Genomic DNA, 18,808 nt, shown 5'->3' on the forward strand with positions numbered 1-18,808 from the left:
CCCTACCGACCGGTTCGACCGGTGGTCAGCGTCTCCCGACGGCGACGAGCGCGCGATCGTCGGAGCTGGCGCTCAGCCCCTCGAGCAGGCGGCGCGCTCCCCCACCTCGTCCGGTGACGGCGAGATGGTCGGCGGTGGCGACCAGGTTGCCGATGCCGTGCTCGAGGTCGACGCCTCGCGCCTCCACGACGCCGTCGGTGTAGAGCATCACCATGTCGCCCACCCCGAGCACTCCCTCGCAGGCGTCGAACTCGACGTCATCGATGAGCCCCAGCACCGGGCCGTTGCTCTCGGCCTCCTCCCAGCGGCCGGTCGCGGCCCGGCGCAGCAGCGCGGGCGGGTGGCCGGCCGTACGGATCTCGTACGCACCGTTGGTGAGGTCGATCGAGAGGTAGACGGCCGTCGCGAAGCCCTCCGCCCAGTCCTGGCGGAGCAGGTAACGGTTGGCGGCGGGCAGGAACTCGGCCGGCGACACCGCGCCGAGGAGGCCGCCGAACGCACCGGACAGCTGGAGCGCTCTGGTGCCCGCGCGCTCCCCCTTGCCGGAGACGTCGACGACGACGATCTCGAGCCGGTCGTCCGCGCGCGCGGCCACCACGAAGTCGCCGGCGAACCGGGTGCCGCCGGCCGGCAGGACCGCCGAGTCGGCGAGCCAGCCGTGAGGCATCGGGGGGATCGCACCCTGGTCGAGCTTGTGGGTCAGGTCGAGCAGCATCAGCTCGTCGCTCAGCCCACCCACCCCGAGGTAGGTGCGGCGCATCGCGACGAACAGCACGATCGCGCCGAGCAGGAAGTGCACACCGATGGCGGCGGCATCCCGGTCGGAGAGCGTGAGCCGGCTGGCCGCGACCACGATCATCACCATCACGAAGACGACGAACCAGCTGAGCGTACGCGGCCCCAGCAGCACCGCGCCCAGCAGCAGCGGCACGGTCAGCACCGCCACCGGGACCACCTGCAGCCAGCCCGTCTGAGCCGCTGCGAGGACCGTCAGGACGATGGTGAGCAGCCCGAGCCACAGCACCGCTCGCAGCTCCGGGTCACGGAACCTGCGGCGGATCGCGTTGCTCCGCAAGCGGTCTGCGAAGGCATGGCTCGACATGGCCTCACTCTAGGTCTCGAGGTGGGGGCTGCGTGGTCGTTCTCGCAGGCCGGAGAGTAGTGCGGGCTACTTCTTTACGGTCGTCCGGGGCCGGTAGGTGCGCTGGCACTTCGGGCACCAGAACAGGTTGCGCTGCTGCAGCTCGGTGGTGCGTACGCTCGTGCCGCACACCAGGCACGGCTGCCCGTTGCGGCGGTAGACGTAGACCTCGCCGCCGTGGTCGTCCTTGCGCGGCGGGCGACCCATCGCCTCGGGGGTGTGCTCGTCGCGGACGGTGTCGATGCGGTTTCGCTGGACGCCGAGCTTCATGAGCTCGACCAGGTCGTCCCAGATGGCGTCCCACTGCTGTCTGCGCAGGGTGTTGCCCGGGCGCATCGGGTCGATCCGGTGCCGGAAGAGCACCTCGGCCCGGTAGACGTTCCCCACGCCCGCCAGGACGGTCTGGTCCATCAGCAGCGCGCCGATGCTCGTACGGCTCCGGCTGATCCGCAGCCAGGCCCGGCTCGGGTCGGCGTCGTCCCGCAGCGGGTCCGGGCCGAGCTTCGCGACCACCGCATCCCGCTGGGCCGCGGTGACGAGGTTGCAGGTGTTGGCGCCGCGCAGGTCGGCGTAGGTGTCGATGCCGGTGAGCCGGAGCCGGACCTGCCCGACAGGGAGCGGCGGCTCTGCCGTGTACGGCCGCAGGTCGAGCTTGCCGTAGAGGCCGAGGTGGATGTGGACGTACTGCTCCCCCGGGAACTCGAGGAACAGCTGCTTGCCCCACGCCTCGGCGCCGGTGAGGACATGGCCGTCGAGCAGCGCGGCCGAGTCGGCGAAGCGGCCCTGCGGGCTGCTGACCCGGACCTGCTGGCCGGCGAAGGCGTCGCTCAGGTCGAGCGCGAGACGGTGGAGGGTGTGCCCCTCGGGCATCCCCGGATCAGTCCTGGTCCTCGGCGGGCCCCAGGCCCTTCGCCGAGTCGGGAAGCGGCGGACGTACGCCCTCCGCGTCGTAGGCGTGGAGCTGGTCGATGCGGCGTACGTGCCGCTCGTCCCCGCTGAACGGCTCGGCCAGGAAGATCTCGACGAACTTCGTCATGTCCTCGAGGCTGTGCATCCGGCCACCCACCGCGACCACCTGGGCATCATTGTGGTCACGGGCGAGCTTGGCGGTCTCCTCGCTCCACGCGAGCGCACAGCGGATGCCGGTCACCTTGTTGGCCGCGATCTGCTCACCGTTGCCCGACCCGCCGATCACGACACCCAGGCTGTCCAGCCCCTGCTCCCGCTCCCGGGCCACCCCCTCGGCCGCCCGGATGCAGAAGACCGGGTAGTCATCGAGTGCGTCGTAGACGAACGGGCCATGGTCGACAGGCTCGTAGCCGAGCTCCGTCAGACGGTTGATCAGGTGGGACTTCAGTTCGAGACCGGCGTGGTCACAGCCGATGTGGACGCGCATGCCTCCATCCTCTCTCACCCTGGACTCATCTTCGGATTCGGTGGGTTGATGCCTCGTGGGTCGGTGGCCGCCGACCGGTTGGGGAGGGTGTTCTCGCGGGCATTCGGGAGAGTCGGTTCGCTGGGTTGGTGACGTGCGTTTTTCGGAGTCGGGGTGTCTCATGGGCTGGCGGCCGCCGACCCGTTACGGAGGGTGTTCTCGCCGGCCCCCGGAGTCAAGGACGGCCTGCGGTCGCCGGCTTCGCCGGCCGCTTCGCGGTCCTGGACACCGGGACCCGTCGAGAATTTTGGCTGGTGATCGGGTCGGCGGCGGGGTTTGGCGCAGAGTCCCTTGGGTTGGGCACGGGCCTGGGGATCCTGGGTTGATGGGTCCTGGAGGCTGGCGTGTTTGCGGTGCTTTTACAAGACGATGACACCTTGTGACGGCTTCACAAGCAGGGCCGTCGGGAAGGGGCCGCGACGACGTGGGCGTACCTGACGATGCGGCCTCCGGCGCTGGCCAGAGTGATCGCTGATCAGAGGCTGTCTCAGGCGAGTCGAGTGGACGGAAGGGGGCCAGCCGTCAACTGGGGGCCAGAAGGCCGAGGGCGGCCGTGTTCCGGCCCAGAGGCACGGACCCAGCCGCGGGCGACACTGATCGGGGGCACAGCACAGCAAGTATTGCGCCTCGGCCCGGGGCCGTTGCAGGTGCGCGGCAGCAAGCCGGATCAGCGCAGCCGGATCAGCACGCCCCGATCAGCCGGTTTGGGCGCGCCGAGTGAACCGGATCCGACCGTCGGGGAGCCGGTCGTAGGTGTAGTTGGCGTCGTGGATCCGATGATGATCACTTGGACACAACAACACCATGTTGGCCAGGCTGGTTCGGCCACCTTCGGACCACGGTTTCAGATGATGAGCCTCGGTCCACGCCGCCGGGGCGTCACAGTCCTCGGCCCGGCAACCTTGATCTCGTAACCGCAATGCTCGGTGTTGAATCGGGTGCGCCAGGCGGGCCGTCCTGCCCAGGTCCAGGACCTCGGAGTCAGTGCCCAACACCACCGGCACCAGGTCGGCGTTGCACGCCATCCGCCGGGCCTCAGCCGCGGTGATCTTCTCGCCGTCGAACCCCAACGCAGCGGTGCCGAGGTCCTTGCGGAGGTCCTCCACGCTCATCGTGATGAACACCGTGGTCCCGTGGCCACCATGACGCGGCAGCAGGTCGACGTCGTAGGTCTCGATCACCCGGGCGAACGCCTGCCCCAGGAGCCGGTCATACGGTGCCTTGCGGCCGCGGTTCTCCGCCGACAGCTTCCTCGGCTGCGCCAACGAGTCCAGGATCGTGCGCAGCCTCATCCCGACGGCGCGGGAGACTCTCGCGTGGAGGTCGATGGTGCCATCACCGTTGTCGCGGGCGGTGTAGAAGGTGCGTCGGGCGGCGTGTTCTTCTTCCCGCTGCAGGGCTTTGGCCTCAGCGGCTTCGAACCATGCGGGGTCGATCTCGGCCAGGATCCGTCGGCCGGCGTTCTTGAGCTCGTTGGCGGTCATCCAGGCGGCATAGTCGACCAGCATCTTCTCCGCCGACACCAGGTGCTCACCACTGGCGGCAGGGTCGGCCTCGACGGCATCAAGCGCCTTCGTGATCACCCAGGCCTTGTCTTGGGACACCACACCCTCGGCCAGACCGGCAGCCACCAGGTCGTACTTCGCGACACCAGCAGCGAGTTTGATCTGCGAGCGGGCCACCCCGTTGTCGACCAGGAGTTCGGTCCGCAGCCACCCCGAGACGTCTTTCGCACCGGTCTCCTCCGCAATGTCACCCGCAGATGCCAGGACCCGTAGTTTCAGTGCGGCCTGTTGGGCCTGGAGTTTCTCCAGGCGTTCGAGCAGGTCCTTCTTCTGACTGGTGCGCCAATAGGCAGGGTCGGTGGCCAGGAGCTCTTGGAGGGCGGTCTCGATGGCCTGCAAGGCAGCGTCGATCGCGTCGCCAGGGTTGGTTCCCCAGTGGTCGATGTCGCGCCCGAGACTCATCGCCATTCCTTCCCTTTAAGGGGTGTTGTGATGGCTCTGATTCTACGCCTGAACCGCTCTTTTTACCATCTATTTTCCCTGTTCAAACCAGGTTTTCGCGGTGAGTGAAAGGCGTCGTTCCTGTGGATGGTAAGTGGCCTGAAGGGCCGCCCCTTCACTCCCATCGACACCATCCGTCGCAGGAATGAATGCGCTGCGCCACACCCGGGCCGCCGCCCCGATAGCCAGCCAAATCTTTTCTCGATCTGGTCCGGAGTCCAGGACCGCCGCAGGCGGCCGGCGAAGCCGGCGCCCGAAGGGCGTCCTTGACGCCGGACCAGATCGAGAAGACCCTCAAGAACGGGTCGGCGGCCCAGACCAGCCACGAAGAACGGTCACGCACAGGGTGGTCTCGACAAGCTCGACCACCGGGCATCACCGGTCCCCGACACAGACCCGCGAAGCGGCCGGCGAAGCCGGCGCCCGCAGGGCGTCATCTCGAAAAGCTCGATACATCGCCTTGACTCCGGGGTCCGTCGAGAAGACCGTCCAGAACGGGTCGGCGGCCCACCTAAGCCACGAAGAACGGTCACGCGACAGGGTGGTCTCGACAAGCTCGACCACCGAAACACCCCGAGCCGAAAACCACTCCCGAGAACACCATCCCCACCGATAGATTCCCCCACCGTGGACCAGTGGAAGACGATGGACGAGATCCTCGCGGCACGATCAAGGTTCGAAGCAGCCATCGACGGCTGGACTCCCCCACAGGCCCACGGCGTAGGTCTGCGGCCGTCGACGGCGACCGCCTACGAACCAGAACATTTTCCCCTGGTCAACGCGTACGGCCACCGCCTCCCGGCGGTAGTGATCGCGACGGTCGTAGGACACACGAGCGGCACTGCGGCCTACAGGCTCTCCCGAGAGGACCTCGAGCGGGCGATCGAGATGCTCTCCCCGGCGGAGGCTTACCTCGAGTATGACCATCCCAACGTGCGGAGCTGGCGCGAGCGGCTGCTGCCGGCGCTGACCGAGGATCCCAAGGCCGAGGTGGTGGCGGTCTTCATCGGCGACGAGCCGGAGACAAGACCAGACCCCGCGATCGACGCGTTCCGGGCAGCGTTCCCGGACCATGCGGTCGCGATCGCGGCGGCGACGGCGGGGGCGGTGGTCGTGCGTGAGATGTACGGCACCGATCTGAGCCACTTCGACAAGTCCCCGACCGACTTCGCGACCGAGGCGGACCTCGCCTCGGAGAAGGCGATCCGGGAGACGATCGCGACGTACCGGCCCGAGGACGCCTTCGAGGGCGAGGAGTCCGGGCGCAGCGGCGACAGCGAGCGGAGATGGCTGGTCGACCCGCTCTGCGGGACCCTCAACTACGCCGCGCGGACGCCGCTCGCCGCGGTGAACGTCGCGCTGGTGACGCCCGAGGGCGTCCAGGCGGCGGTCTCGGCGGACCCGATCAGCGAGGAGATCTTCTGGACCGACGGCACCGTCGCCCGGCTGCGCCAGGGCGGCGGCGACACGGTCCTCACCCCGAGCCCGCGGACCCGGCTCGTCGACATCCAGTGCGACGGCCCGCTCGACCGGCCGTTCGTCGGCGGGCAGCTCGTCGCCGACCCGCGCCTACGCGCCCACTTCGGCCCACGCGTGATGTCCTCGACCCTCGCGGTCGCCTGGCTCGCGGCCGGCCGGCGGGCGGCGTACGTCACCGACGGCCATCTCGAGGGAAGCGTCCACTTCACCGCCGGCATCGCGCTGTGCCAGGCGGCCGGCTGCGTCGTCACCGACCTCGACGGCAACCCGGTCCACACCGGCCGCGGCATGATCGCCGCGGCCGACGAGGCCACCCACCGCAAGCTGCTCGACCTGGTCCGCCCGCACCTCGAAGCCGCCGACGGACCCTGAGCCGAGACCTCTCAGCGCTGCATCAGCGCGTCCATCGCCACCGCGAGGGCAGCGGCGACCCGGAAGTCGACGCGCGGGTCGTGGACGGTGACCGTGTACTTGTCCCGGAAGGCGAAGCGGCGCTCGATCGAGATCAGCGGCCGGCCCTCGGAGGACACGTAGTCGAAGTGGATCGGGAGGAAGTCGAGCTCGGTGAAGCGGCGCAGGATGGCCACCACCTGGTTGCGCTCCTGGCCGGTGCCGGTGTAACCGGGGCCCTCGACCTGGAAGGTCGAGCGCAGCAGGCTCTTACCGAAGTCCTTACGGAAGAAGCCCAGCGCCGCACCGGCGGCGTCGGTGACGTCGTAGCCGGCGTTGAGGTCCATCACCGCCCGCGCCTTGAACGCGAAGACGGCCTGCGACTTCGACTCGTCGGCGTAGAACGTCACCTGCTCCTTGAACGCCAGCCGCTTCTGTTGCGCGAAGGCGAGCACCTGGCCCTCCGAGCCGTCGGTGTTGGCGGCCTGGGCGACGTACTTGTTGGTGAAGGGCGTCACCTTCTGGCGAAGGAAGAAGCGGGGGACGTGGTAGGGCTGCTGCGTCATGCGCGCAACCTATCGGCCTCACCGCCGGCGCGCGACGAGATACGCCTGCGGTGTCCGCTCCCAGTTCTCCGCGGAGCGCACCACGGTCGCGGTGACCTCGAAACCCGCCTCCTCGAGCAGTGCGCTGGTCGCCTCGACCGGGAGCCGATAACCGTCGAAGGTGACGTCGTGGCCGTAGGCGCCGATGTGGCGTACGTGCTCGTCCCCGACCTGGAACGCGGTCACGAACCGGCCGCCGCGGCGGGTCACGCGGGCGAGCTCGGCGACGACCTCCGGACGGCGCGAGGGCGGGGTGTGGATGAGGGAGTACCAGGCGAGCACCCCCGCGAGCTCCCCGTCGCGGAGCGGAAGACGGGCCATGTCGCCGACCTCGAACCGGAGCGTCGGATGCCGGTGCTTGGCCTGCTCGATCATGCCGGTCGACAGGTCGACCCCGAAGACGTCGAGACCTCGTTCGGCCAGGTAGGCCGTCACCCGCCCGGGCCCGCAGCCGATGTCGCCGACGAGCCCGCCGCCGTCCTTGCGTACGTAGGTGACGAACGTGTCCAGGACGCCGGCGTCGAACGAGGTCTCGGTGATCGTCGGGTCGACGATCTCGGCGTAGGCCTTGGAGACCGTGTCGTAGGCAGCCCGGGTCTCGGTGACGTCGTAGGGCTCCGTCACGAACGCCCGCTCAAGAAGGCACCCGTCATCGCCATCACCGACTCCGCGGCCGGGAAGGTCTGGCCGTGGCGCCAGAAGCCGTGGATCTGGCCGACGGCTCGGAAGGCGACCACCTCGACGCCGAGGTCGGCCAGCCGGAGCGCGAAGTCCTCGTTCTCGTCGGTGAGGATGTCGCCCTCGGCGCTGACGATCAGCGTCGGCGGCAGGCTGCGCAGCTCCTCGTCCGAGGCGAGATAGGGGCCGAGGTCAGGTTTGCGGAGGTCGGCCTCGGTCGCGGCGTACTGCCTCCAGTACCACGCCGCCTCCTCCTTCCAGCCGTCCTCCATCGTGTAGCCCGGGGTGCTCATCGAGGGGTCGAGGAACGGGTAGACGAGCACCATCGCGCCGAAGACCCCCGGGTTGCGCAGCGCCGCGACAAGGGCGAGGTTGCCACCGGCGCTGTCGCCGTGGACGTACGCCGGCAGCGCACCCAGCAGCGGGTCGTTGCCCAGCCACTTGAGCACCGTGTCGACGTCGTCGGGGGCCGCGGGATAGGGGTGCTCAGGCGGGCGCCGGTAGTCGACCGACAGCACCCGCAGCCTGCTCCGGTTGGCCAGCTTCCGGCACGCGCCGTCGTGGACCTCGACGTCGTTGAAGACGAAGCCCCCGCCGTGGAGGTGGACGATCAGCCCCTCGCGTACGTCCTCGGGGGTGTAGAGCCGGCACGGCACCCCGTCGGCGTCGATGCCGGTGACCTCCGCGACCTCCTCCTTCGCCTCGGCCGCGGCCAGCTTGCGGGCCTCGTCGCGCTGGGCCGCGACGTCGACCTCCCAGACCGGCGGCGAGGCCTCCTCGGCAGCGATGGCTCGGCGGGCGGCAGGGAAGAGACGGACCATGTCAGAAGATTCCCACACGAGTGGCGGTGGTGCATGCTGATGCGCATGACAGCGGCTGGGGTCGTGGGGACCTCGATCTACATCATCGACCTGCTCGTCAAGGTCATCGCGCTCGGCGTCGTGCCGAAGAACCGGCGCCCGGGCAGCGCGATGGCGTGGCTGCTGGCGATCTTCCTGATCCCGGGAGTCGGTCTCATCGGCTACCTGCTGCTCGGCCAGACGCGGCTCGACCGGCGCCGTCACGAGCGACAGCGGACGCTCAACGAGGAGGTCACCCGCTATGTCAGCGGGCTGCCGAGACCAGCGCACCCGAAGTCGATCTCGGCGGTGGACGCGACCACGATCGAGCTCAACGAGCGGCTCGGCTCGCTGCCGGCCACGCCGGGAAACCGGATCGACCTGATCGCCGACTACCACGGCTCGGTCGAGGCGATGACCGCAGCGGTGGACCAGGCCGAGCACCACGTGCACGTGCAGTTCTACATCACCGCGTGCGACCACGTGACCGAGCCGTTCTTCGACGCCCTCGACCGGGCTGCGGCGCGCGGCGTGAGCGTCCGGCTCCTCCTCGACCACCTCGGCTCGCGGGGCATCCCGATCTGGCGCCAGCTCGTCAAGCGGCTCGACGCCTCCGACATCGAGTGGCACCCCCTGCTGCCGATCAACCCTCTGCGTGGCCAGATCCGCCGCCCCGACCTGCGCAACCACCGCAAGCTCCTCGTCGTCGACGGCAAGGTCGCCTTCACCGGCTCGCAGAACCTCATCGAGCCCGGCTACGACAAGCCGAAGAACCACCGGGCCGGCCGCGAGTGGGTCGAGCTCAACGCCCGCATCGAGGGGCCGCTGGTCTCGGCACTCAACGTCGTGTTCGCCAGCGACTGGAACACCGAGACCGGTGAGCTGCTCAGGTCCGAGCTCGCCGTCTCCTCGTCGGTCTGGCGCGCCGGGGCGGCGGCCGGCGACGTCACCGGCCAGATCGTGCCGAGCGGACCGGGCGTCGACGCCGAGAACAATTTGCGCGCCTTCACCTCGCTGATCTACGCGGCCAAGGAACGGATCTCGATCACCAGCCCCTACTTCGTGCCCGACGAGTCGCTCCTCTACGCGGTGACGACCGCCGCCCGGCGCGGAGTGAGCGTGGAGCTGTTCGTCAGCGAGGGCAAGGACCAGTTCATGGTCTACCACGCCCAGCGCTCCTACTACGAGGCGCTGCTGGAGGCCGGGGTCCGCATCTACCTCTACCCCAAGCCCGCTGTCCTGCACTCCAAGCACTTCAGCATCGACGACGAGGTCGCCGTGCTCGGCTCGAGCAACATGGACATGCGCTCCTTCGCCCTCAACTACGAGATCTCGCTGATGCTCTTCGACGGCGACCCGGTCGCACAGCTGCGGAAGGTCGAGGACAGCTACCGGGCCATCTCGCGCGAGCTGCTGCTCGAGGAGTGGCTCGCGCGGCCGAAGGTCGCGGCGTACGTCGACAACGTGCTGCGCCTCACCGCCGCCCTCCAGTGATCACCGCGAGCGCAGCGGAGCTCGCGAGGAGGTCGGGGCGGGTTCGTCGGCGGTCTGATCGTGGCGGAGGATCAGCTCAGTGCGGGGTGACCGCTCGGAACGACCGGTCGCGCAGGAGCGGCACCACCGACGAGCCGTCCATCTCGGCGGCCAGGACCACGTCGGCGGCATAGCCCCGCGCGGTCAGCTCCCGACCACCGGCGCAGGCATGGAGTACGTCCGGAAGATCCGCCGCACCGAACGCGTCGCGCGCCATCGCGGCCTCGGGCGAGAGATCGCCGGGGCGGCCCAGAGCATCCAGGACCGCGCCGGCGCCCCAGAGGTCCTCGACCGCGGGGCGCAGCGTGCCGTCCGGCCAGCGCTCCCCCGACGCGATGAGCGCGACGCTCGCGCCGTCGGCGCAGCGAGGAGCGAGCCATTCGGCGACCGCGGTGCGGTTGCGGAGCGAGGCACCGACGACCGTGGCACCGCCCTCCGCGAGCAGGGTGCTGATCGTCGAGCCGTTGGGCGAGGGCAGGACCAGGCGCCGGACGCCGTCGGCCTCGCGCAGGGACGCGGGCGAGAGGGAGGGCCGGCCCGGGACCGCGTCCTGACGCTGGACCGCGAGAACCGCGTCGTGCTCGCGTGCGTACGCCTCCGCGCGCTCGTCGCGCCACCGGAACGGAAACACCTCGATCCCGCGCTCGACGGCGACCGTCAGCGTCGTGGTGAAGGAGAGCACGTCCACCACGACGGCGATGTCCACCGGCCCGACCGCCTCGGCGCCCACCGGACCCCACTCGAACCGAACCCGATGAGCGCGCTGGCGGTGCTGTTCATCGAAGGTGGCCACGCGCAGAGGTTAATGAACAGCGGTGCGAGGGCGTGCGGATGCTGACCGAGTCACCTCGGTGAGCATCCACCCACCCGACCGAGCTCCCTCGGTCGAGCGCCCACGATCAGCCGAGCAGCTTGGCCATCTGCGGAGCGATCTCGCGCAGCGCACGGCCGCGGTGCGAGATCGCGTCCTTCTCCTCGATCGACAGCTCGGCCGACGTACGTCCGTCCTCGGTGTCGGCCGCGACGAACAGGACGTCGTAGCCGAACCCGCCGTCGCCGCGGACCTCGCGGATGATCCGGCCGTCCATGCGGCCCTCCACCACCAGCTCGCCGCCGGACCAGACGAAGGCGATGGCGCAGGCGAAGTGGGCACCGCGGCGCTCGTCGGGGACGTCGGAGAGCTGAGCGAGCAACAGCTCGTTGTTGCGGGAGTCCGACTTGGGGGGTCCGCCCCAGCGAGCCGAGAGCACCCCGGGCATGCCGTTGAGCGCGTCGACGCAGAGGCCCGAGTCGTCGGCGACGGTCGGCAGGCCGGTGGCCTTGAAGCCGGTCCTGGCCTTGATCAGCGCGTTGCCCTCGAAGTCGGGCGCGTCCTCGACCGGCTCGTCGTAGTGGGTGACGTCATCGAGCCCGACGACCGAGATCCCCGGCACCAGCGGAGAGAGGATCCGGAACATCTCCCCCAGCTTCTTGGCGTTGCGCGAGGCGACGTGGACCTTCGGCTCAGCCGGCAAGTGCGGCCTCCTGCAGCTTGGTCAGGTCGGCGCAGCCCTTCTCGCCCAGCGCCAGCAGGGCGTCGAGCTCGGCGCGGTCGAAGGCGACGCCCTCGGCGGTGCCCTGCACCTCGACGAACTTGCCCTCGCCGGTCATCACGATGTTCATGTCGGTCTCGGCGCGGACGTCCTCCTCGTAGGGCAGGTCGAGACGCGGCACGCCGTCGATGATGCCGACCGAGATCGCGGCGACGGAGCCCGTGAGCGCCTTCGAGACACCCAGCGAGGCGACCGCGTCGGCCAGCGCGACGTAGGCGCCGGTGATCGCCGCCGTGCGCGTCCCACCGTCGGCCTGCAGCACGTCGCAGTCGATGTTGATGGTGTTCTCGCCGAGCGCCTTGTAGTCGATGACGGCGCGCAGCGAGCGCCCGACCAGGCGGGAGATCTCGTGCGTACGTCCGCCGATCCTGCCCTTCACCGACTCGCGCGAGGAGCGCTCGTGGGTGGCGGCGGGGAGCATGGCGTACTCCGCCGTCACCCAACCCAGCCCGGAGCCCTTGCGCCAGCGCGGCACGCCCTCGGAGGCCGAGGCGGCGCACAGGACACGGGTCTTGCCGAACTCGATGAGGACGGAACCGGCCGCGTGGTCGAGCCAGTTGCGGGTGATCTTGATGGGGCGCAGCTCGTCGTCGGCGCGCCCGTCAGCTCGTGTGGTCACGAGACCACCCTATGCAACGGTCTCCCACGCCCGGCGTACCACCCACGGCCCCAGATCCCGTGCCCGCCGCCCCATCCACGGCACTCCCTCGCCCGCCATCCAGGCCAGATCCTGCCGCCAGCCGGTCGGCAGCCCGCCGGACGGCTCCAGCGAGGGCGGCTCGAAGGAGAAGCCGTACGCCACCAGCTGCTCGCCGAACGCCCGAGCCATCCGCCGGTGGCCGAGCTCGGAGGGATGGAGCCGGTCGGCGGCCCAGAACCTCCGCTCCGCCAGGTCCGGAACCGCGCCGAGATCGAGCCGCAGACCCCCGTAGGTGGCATGCACCTCGTCCCAGATCGCGTTGAGATCGGCCGTCCGCCGCTGGATCGACCGCTTCATCCAACCCGGCATCGGCCACATCACCGAGTGGTCGTGGAAACGCGCGGTCATCAGCAGCGCGCCCTGGCCCGCGAGCGCGTCGGCGCAGGTCATCAGATCGTCCCGGAGCCTGGCGACGTCCCAGACGGAGCGCATCACGTCGTTGACCCCGACGATCAGCGAGGCCACGTCAGGCCGGTGCGCCACCGCGTCGGCGAGCTGCTGCTCGACCACCACGGTCGAGGTCGCACCGATCACCGCGGTGTTGCAGCAGGAGATGTCGTACGTCTGTCCCAGAGCCTCGGCCAGCAGCCGGGCCCATCCTCGCCAACCCCCGATGACCGGGTCGCCGAGCCCAACGGTGGCGCTGTCGCCCAGCGCCGCGTAACGCAGGTAGGTGCCCACGTCCGACAACGGTGACGGGGGTGGGTGCCGAAGCACCCACCCCCGCGTGTCGTGTCGCGAACAGTCCGATGAACTACTGCAGCGAGCTACTTCAGCTCGGACTTGAGGACCCGCATGGTGCCGAGCACCAGCGGCAGGCCGACCCACAGCGCGATCGAGGTGGCCAGGCGGGCGATCCCGAGCGCCCCGTCCTCGACGGCGACTCCGGCTGCCTGCATCTCGTTCCCCGCGACGAACGGCATCATCGCGACCTGCATCGAGATCCACGGGAAGACGTTCTGCGCCCAGTCGAAGATGAAGTAGAGCGCACTGAAGACGGACGCCTCCAGGATCAGCGTGTAGCCGTAGTAGATGACCAGCGCCGCCGGGGTGTTGAGCAGTAGCATCGCGAAGCCGAAGCCCATGAGCAGGTAGAGGATCTGCGTCGCCAGGGTCCACGCGAGCGCCTCACCGGTCACGTTCCAGTTCGGGTCCGAGCCCGCGATCGCGGCGCCGAGCACCGTGCCGAGCGCACCGATGCCGACCGCGATCGCCATCGTCACGATGCCGAGGACGAAGACGGCGAGGAGCTTGGCGAAGACGACCTTGAGCCGGCTGGGCTCGAGGGTGAAGGTGACCATGTGGGTGCGCTGACCCCACTCCTGCGTCACGATCATGATCGCCAGCACGGGCACCAGCAGCGACACCGGGAACGAGAGGGCGCTCATCCAGGTCGATGCGGGCAGCGCGGACATGTCGGACAGCGCCGTGACGAGCAGGATGATGCCGGCGACCAGGGCGATCAGCCCGCCGGTGATCACCAGCATGACCCGACCCGCGCGGGTGTCGGTCATCTTGCGCCACTCGACCAGCACGAGACGGCTGAAAGGAACCTTGGTGGCCGTCGGCAACGGGGTCGACGGCGCTACGGATACGGCGCTCATGCGGAGGCTCCTTCGGCGTGGATCTGGGCGACGTTCTCGCGCTGCGTCTCGGCGGTGAGCTGGAGGAAGATATCCTCGAGACCGGCGCCGCCGTCACGCAGGTCGGTGAGCACGACGTTGGACTCCAGAGCGGCCTTGCCCACCTCGGCGGGTGCGGCGGAGACCCGCATGCCGGTGCCGATCGGCTCGACGCTGTAGCCCTTGGCCTTGAGCGCGACGGTGAGTGCCTCGTTGTCCAGGGAGGTGACCAGCGACTGCCCGACGGTGCCCTGGCTGGAGAGGATCTCGTCCTTGGTGCCCTCGGCCACGATGCGGCCGTTCCCGATGAGGATCAGCTCGTCGGCGATCTGCTCGACCTCGTGCAGCAGGTGGGAGGAGAGCAGGACGGTGCCGCCGCGGTCGGCGTACTCCTTCAGCAGGCCACGCATCCAGCGGATACCCGCCGGGTCCAGGCCGTTGGCCGGCTCGTCCAGGATCAGCACCTTCGGGTCACCGATCAGCGCGTGCGCGATGCCGAGACGCTGCTTCATGCCCAGGGAGTAGTTCTTGATCCGGCGCTTCGCCTCCGACGGCGTCAGCGAGACCAGCTCGAGCATCTCGTCGACGCGCGACTTGGGCAGGCCCATCGTCATCGCGGCGAGCGTCAGCACCTCGCGGCCGGTGCGGCCGTCGTGCTGGGCGCTGGCGTCGAGCAGCACGCCGACGTGGCGGCCCGGGTTGGGGAGGTCGGCATAGAGGCTGCCGTTGATCGTTGCCCGACCCTTGCTGGGGTTGGTCAGTCCGACCATGATGCGCATGGTGGTCGACTTGCCCGCGCCGTTCGGGCCGAGGAAGCCGGTGACTTTGCCGGCCTCGGCGGTGAACGACACGTCGTCGACCGCGGTGAAGGTCCCATAGACCCTCGTCAGTCCTTCGACTTTGATCATGGCGTACATCCTGCCGTGCCTCCGGCTCGGACTGCATCGGACATACGGATGACCCGCAACCCGACAAAAGTATGGGGCCGGGCACGACCGCGGGATCCTGTGTCCCCGACCCCGGTTGACTAGCGTGTACGCCGTGCAGCAACCGTCGCCCGAGGACTATCAGCCACGCCTGAGCCTGTGGGGGCACGTGTGGCGGTACCTCCTTGCGCTGGCGATCAGCGCGGTCGGGTTGATCTCCAGCACCGACGGATGGCCGCAGTGGCGCTTCGCGCTCGATCTCGGCCTCGGCGTCCTCTCCTTGGTCCTGGTCTTCTGGCGCCGCCGCTGGCCGGTGGCGATCGCCACCTTCACCACCGCCGCCGGAGGGCTCTCGATCCTCTCCGCCGGGGCCTCCAGCCTCGCCCTGGTCTCGCTGGCGACCCGGCGCCGCTGGCGCGAGATCATCCCGATCTCCCTGCTCAGCTGTGCCGCGGGCATGTTCTGGTTCGCGGTGATGGAGACCACCACGGCCGAGGAGATCCCCGGCATCCCGCTGTGGGGCTTCAACCTCGGCGTCAACGTGGTGATCGTCGCCGCGATGGTCGCCTGGGGCATGTACATCGGCTCCCGGCGCGAGCTGATCGCCACGCTCCGGCTCCGCGCCGAGACCGCCGAGGCGGAGCAGGCGCTGCGCGTCTCCCAGGCCCGCGAGACCGAGCGCCGGCGGATCGCCCGCGAGATGCACGACGTGCTCGCCCACCGCATCTCCCACATCTCCATGCAGGCCGGCGCGCTCGCCTACCGTGAGGACCTCTCCGCCGACCAGGTCCGGGGCGAGGTCGGCACCATCCGCGACGGCGCCCACCGAGCGCTCGACGACCTCCGCACCGTCCTCGGCGTGCTGCGCGGCAACGGCGAGGATCCCGAGACCGCTCCCCAGCCGACGTACGCCGACATCGGGCGCCTCATCGAGGAGGCCCGCTCGGGCGGCATGAACATCACCTTCGCCGACGACGTCGAGGGCTCGCCGCCGGAGGCCGTGGGACGGTCGATCTACCGGGTCGTGCAGGAGGGCATCACCAACGCCCGCAAGCACGCGCCCGGGGCGGCCCTTCAGGTCGCCCTGCAGGGCTCCGAGGAGCACGGGATCGACGTGGTCCTGCGCAACCGGCTCGGCTTCGACTCCAACACGCCCGGCGCCGGGCTGGGCCTCATCGGGCTCACCGAGCGCGTCGACCTCGCGGGCGGACGCCTCGCTCACCGCACGGAAAAGGATGTCTTCATCCTCGAAGCATGGCTACCGTGGGGCCAGTGAGCAGCCCAGGGACCAGCCCAGAGACTCCGATCAAGATCAAGGTCGGGATCGTCGACGACGACCCGCTGGTGCGTTCTGCCCTCGGGCTGATGCTCGGCGGTCAGGCCGACATCGAGGTCGTCGGCGAGGCGACCGACGGCCAGGAGGCGCTGGCTCTGGTGCGTACCTCCGCCCCCGATGTGGTGCTGATGGACATCCGGATGCCCAAGATCAACGGCCTCGAAGCCACCCGCCGGGTGCTGGCGGAGGCCCAGCCGTCCGCATCCTCTCGCGCTCCGCAGCGACCACCGCGAGTGATCGTGCTGACCACCTTCGGTGCCGATGAGTACGTCGTCGACGCCCTCGCCGCCGGGGCCGACGGATTCCTGCTCAAGGACACGCCGCCGCCCGAGATCGTCGCGGCGATCCGCGCGGTCGCCTCCGGCGAGCCGATCCTCTCCCCCAAGGCCACCCGCACCCTGATCACCCGGCTCCGCGCCGAGCCGACCGGCGACCGCGCCGCCGCCGCCAACCGCCGCCTCCAGGCCCTCACCGAGCGTGAGCACGAGGTCGCCCTCGCGGTCGGGCGCGGGCTGAGCAACGCCGAGATCGCCAAGGAGCTCTACCTCTCGATCCCGACCGTCAAGGCGCACGTCTCGCGCCTCTTCGACAAGCTCGGCGCCACCAACCGCGTCCAGATCGCGATCACCGTCCACGACGCCGGCCTGGTCTGACCTCTCCCGTCGGTCGAGCCGCCGGAGCCGCTAGGCGGAGGCGTGTCGAGACCAACACAGTCCCCTCGACGCTCGACTGTTACGCATCACGACTGGGTCTCGACCCGCTTCGCGGCTTCGCCGGCTCAGCCGCTGCGCTCGCTCGACCTCTTCGCGTTGGGACCGCGCTCGTTCCTCGCGCGGTCCCAGGCTCAGACGTCGTAGACAGCGCCCGTGGTCGCCAGCTCGGTCGGGCCGTCGTAGGTCGAGCGCGCCTCGCGGAGCGCGTCGGCGGAGTCGTGCCACGGCGGGACGTGGGTGACGACCAGCTTCTTCACATGCGCCTTGGTGGCGTACTCCCCCGCGTGGACGCCGGTGATGTGGACCCCGGGCGGGTTGTCGACGCCGTCGCGGAAGGCGGCCTCGCACACGAACAGGTCCGCGTTGGTGGCGATGTCGAGCAGCGCCTCGGTCTCGGCGGTGTCGCCGCTGTAGGCGATGACCTTGCCGTGCGCCTCGATCCGGAGCCCGTACGCATCGACCGGATGCTCCACGGCCGTCGGGGTGATCACGAACGGGCCGAGATGGATCGGCCCGGTGTAGGTCGAGAACGCGAACTCCTCGCGCATCCCGGGACGCTTGGGCAGGTCGTAGGCCTTCGCCAGGCGGCGGCCGGTGCCCTTGGGGCCGTAGACGGGGATGGGCGGCTGCGGGCCGGTCGGGTGCCACTTGCGGAGCACGTAGTAGGAGGTCATGTCGACGCAGTGGTCGGCGTGCAGGTGCGAGAGCAGGACGGCGTCGATCAGCAGCGGGTCGATGTAGCGCTGCAGGACCCCGAGCGCCCCGTTGCCCATGTCGAGCACGATCCGCCACGTACGTCCGGCCTCGTCGTCGGCCTCGACGAGGTAGCAGGAGGCGGGGCTGTCGGGCCCGGGGTAGGAGCCCGAGCACCCGATGACGGTCAGCCGCATCCCGGAGGTCATCCGAGCCCTCCGGCGAACTGCTGGGCGGCCGCGAGCTCGGGTCCGAGGAACCGGGCGCCGATCGCCTTGAACTCGGCGGGGTTGCCGGTGGTCAGGAAGGTGTAGGTCGGCTCGCCGCTCTCGCGCATCAGGTCGTGCTCGGCAAGGACGCGGTAGACGTCCTTCGCCGACTCCTCGGCACTGCTGACCAGCGTCACGTTGTCGCCCATCACATAGGAGATCACACCAGTCAGGAGCGGGTAGTGGGTGCACCCGAGGATCAGCGTGTCGACCCCGGCGCTGGTCAGCGGGTCCAGATACTCGTGGGCGGCGGCCAGGAGCTCATCGCCGCCGGTGATGCCGGCCTCGACGAACGGGACGAACCGGGGGCACGCGCGGGTGTGCAGCGAGACGTGCGGAGCTGCGGCGAAGGCGTCGTCGTAGGCCATCGACTCGGCCGTCGCATGGGTGCAGATGACTCCGATCCGGCCGGTGCGGGACGCCGCGACGGCGCGCCGGGTCGCCGGCAGGATGACCTCGACGACGGGAAGCGGCTTGTAGCGTTCCCGGGCGTCGCGCAGCATCGCGGCCGAGGCCGAGTTGCAGGCGATGACCAGCGCCTTCACACCCTGCGCGACGAGATGGTCGAGGCACTCCAGGGCATACTCGCGCACCTCGGCGATCGGCTTGGGCCCGTAGGGTGCGCGGGCGGTGTCGCCGACGTACAGGATCGACTCGTGGGCGAGCTGGTCGATCACCGACCGCGCCACGGTGAGACCGCCGAAACCGGAGTCGAAGATCCCGATCGGGGCGTCGCGGTCGGGCCGGGCTGCACCGACGGGCGAGGTCGAGCCGAGGGATGAGACGGACTGCACGATCGTCAAGGCTAGGCCCAAACAGCGCACGTTCGCAGTGCTGGGGGTCACTCGAGA

19 protein-coding genes are annotated in these 18,808 nt (G+C 69.8%); 4 read left to right on the plus strand and 15 right to left on the minus strand.

Translation table 11 applies throughout. The features are described 5' to 3' along the window. Positions 1-25 precede the first annotated feature (25 nt). The 4 genes from ACZ6WN_RS19895 to ACZ6WN_RS19910 form a co-directional block, all read right to left on the minus strand. A complete protein-coding gene (locus ACZ6WN_RS19895; protein WP_465866989.1) occupies positions 26-1,102 on the minus strand; it encodes a PP2C family protein-serine/threonine phosphatase in 1,077 nt (358 codons plus the stop codon). Positions 1,103-1,168: 66 nt separating this feature from the next. Then, entirely contained in the window at positions 1,169-2,011 is an 843-nt protein-coding gene (locus tag ACZ6WN_RS19900; protein WP_465866990.1) for an Fpg/Nei family DNA glycosylase, read from the minus strand. A 7-nt stretch (positions 2,012-2,018) separates the two neighbouring features. Continuing rightward, positions 2,019-2,537, minus strand: a complete 519-nt coding sequence (locus ACZ6WN_RS19905) for a ribose-5-phosphate isomerase (RefSeq protein WP_465866991.1) — start codon at positions 2,535-2,537, stop codon at positions 2,019-2,021. Positions 2,538-3,271: 734 nt separating this feature from the next. Then, entirely contained in the window at positions 3,272-4,543 is a 1,272-nt protein-coding gene (locus tag ACZ6WN_RS19910) for an HNH endonuclease signature motif containing protein (protein ID WP_465866992.1), read from the minus strand. A 666-nt stretch (positions 4,544-5,209) separates the two neighbouring features. Here ACZ6WN_RS19910 and ACZ6WN_RS19915 point away from each other — a divergent pair. Beyond that, a complete protein-coding gene (locus ACZ6WN_RS19915; protein ID WP_465866993.1) occupies positions 5,210-6,433 on the plus strand; it encodes an inositol monophosphatase family protein in 1,224 nt (407 codons plus the stop codon). Between the two features lie 11 nt (positions 6,434-6,444). On the opposite strand, the gene ACZ6WN_RS19920 is transcribed toward ACZ6WN_RS19915, so the two are convergent. From ACZ6WN_RS19920 to ACZ6WN_RS19930, 3 genes are read right to left on the minus strand one after another with little or no spacing between them, the layout of a single operon-like run. Further along, positions 6,445-7,017 (minus strand): LURP-one-related family protein, encoded by a 573-nt coding sequence (locus ACZ6WN_RS19920; protein ID WP_465866994.1) that lies wholly within the window; start codon positions 7,015-7,017, stop codon positions 6,445-6,447. 18 nt (positions 7,018-7,035) lie between these two features. Continuing rightward, positions 7,036-7,680, minus strand: a complete 645-nt coding sequence (locus tag ACZ6WN_RS19925) for a class I SAM-dependent methyltransferase (RefSeq protein ID WP_465866995.1) — start codon at positions 7,678-7,680, stop codon at positions 7,036-7,038. Further along, a complete protein-coding gene (locus ACZ6WN_RS19930; RefSeq protein ID WP_465866996.1) occupies positions 7,677-8,555 on the minus strand; it encodes an alpha/beta hydrolase in 879 nt (292 codons plus the stop codon). Before ACZ6WN_RS19930 ends, ACZ6WN_RS19925 begins: the two co-directional genes overlap by 4 nt. Positions 8,556-8,600: 45 nt before the next feature. On the opposite strand from ACZ6WN_RS19930, the gene cls reads away from it, so the two are divergent. Continuing rightward, on the plus strand, positions 8,601-10,067 hold the full coding sequence (gene cls / locus ACZ6WN_RS19935; protein WP_465866997.1) for a cardiolipin synthase: 1,467 nt from the start codon (positions 8,601-8,603) through the stop codon (positions 10,065-10,067). A 76-nt stretch (positions 10,068-10,143) separates the two neighbouring features. Here the strand turns inward: cls and ACZ6WN_RS19940 are convergent, their stop codons facing one another. The 6 genes from ACZ6WN_RS19940 to ACZ6WN_RS19965 form a co-directional block, all read right to left on the minus strand. Beyond that, a complete protein-coding gene (locus tag ACZ6WN_RS19940; protein WP_465866998.1) occupies positions 10,144-10,899 on the minus strand; it encodes a 2-phosphosulfolactate phosphatase in 756 nt (251 codons plus the stop codon). A gap of 106 nt (positions 10,900-11,005) precedes the next feature. Beyond that, on the minus strand, positions 11,006-11,620 hold the full coding sequence (gene rdgB / locus ACZ6WN_RS19945; RefSeq protein WP_465866999.1) for an RdgB/HAM1 family non-canonical purine NTP pyrophosphatase: 615 nt from the start codon (positions 11,618-11,620) through the stop codon (positions 11,006-11,008). Continuing rightward, entirely contained in the window at positions 11,610-12,317 is a 708-nt protein-coding gene (gene rph, locus ACZ6WN_RS19950; protein WP_465867000.1) for a ribonuclease PH, read from the minus strand. The genes rdgB and rph overlap by 11 nt, the downstream gene beginning before the upstream one ends. Before the next feature lie 9 nt (positions 12,318-12,326). Then, the gene (locus tag ACZ6WN_RS19955) at positions 12,327-13,079 is read right to left on the minus strand and encodes an SGNH/GDSL hydrolase family protein (protein ID WP_465867001.1); all 753 of its coding nucleotides are present in this window, start codon (positions 13,077-13,079) and stop codon (positions 12,327-12,329) included. Between the two features lie 86 nt (positions 13,080-13,165). Beyond that, positions 13,166-14,002, minus strand: a complete 837-nt coding sequence (locus ACZ6WN_RS19960) for an ABC-2 transporter permease (RefSeq protein ID WP_465867002.1) — start codon at positions 14,000-14,002, stop codon at positions 13,166-13,168. Further along, positions 13,999-14,928, minus strand: a complete 930-nt coding sequence (locus ACZ6WN_RS19965; protein WP_465867003.1) for an ABC transporter ATP-binding protein — start codon at positions 14,926-14,928, stop codon at positions 13,999-14,001. The genes ACZ6WN_RS19960 and ACZ6WN_RS19965 overlap by 4 nt, the downstream gene beginning before the upstream one ends. Positions 14,929-15,061: 133 nt before the next feature. Here ACZ6WN_RS19965 and ACZ6WN_RS19970 point away from each other — a divergent pair, with 133 nt between their 5' ends. Further along, on the plus strand, positions 15,062-16,222 hold the full coding sequence (locus ACZ6WN_RS19970) for a sensor histidine kinase (protein ID WP_465867004.1): 1,161 nt from the start codon (positions 15,062-15,064) through the stop codon (positions 16,220-16,222). Further along, on the plus strand, positions 16,219-16,935 hold the full coding sequence (locus tag ACZ6WN_RS19975) for a response regulator (RefSeq protein ID WP_465867005.1): 717 nt from the start codon (positions 16,219-16,221) through the stop codon (positions 16,933-16,935). The genes ACZ6WN_RS19970 and ACZ6WN_RS19975 overlap by 4 nt, the downstream gene beginning before the upstream one ends. 191 nt (positions 16,936-17,126) lie before the next feature. On the opposite strand, the gene ACZ6WN_RS19980 is transcribed toward ACZ6WN_RS19975, so the two are convergent. Then, positions 17,127-17,897, minus strand: a complete 771-nt coding sequence (locus ACZ6WN_RS19980) for an MBL fold metallo-hydrolase (RefSeq protein ID WP_465867006.1) — start codon at positions 17,895-17,897, stop codon at positions 17,127-17,129. After that, positions 17,894-18,751 (minus strand): glutamate racemase, encoded by an 858-nt coding sequence (gene murI, locus ACZ6WN_RS19985; protein ID WP_465867007.1) that lies wholly within the window; start codon positions 18,749-18,751, stop codon positions 17,894-17,896. The genes ACZ6WN_RS19980 and murI overlap by 4 nt, the downstream gene beginning before the upstream one ends. Positions 18,752-18,808 lie beyond the last annotated feature (57 nt).

It is taken from the genome of Nocardioides sp. NPDC054178 (assembly GCF_055585005.1).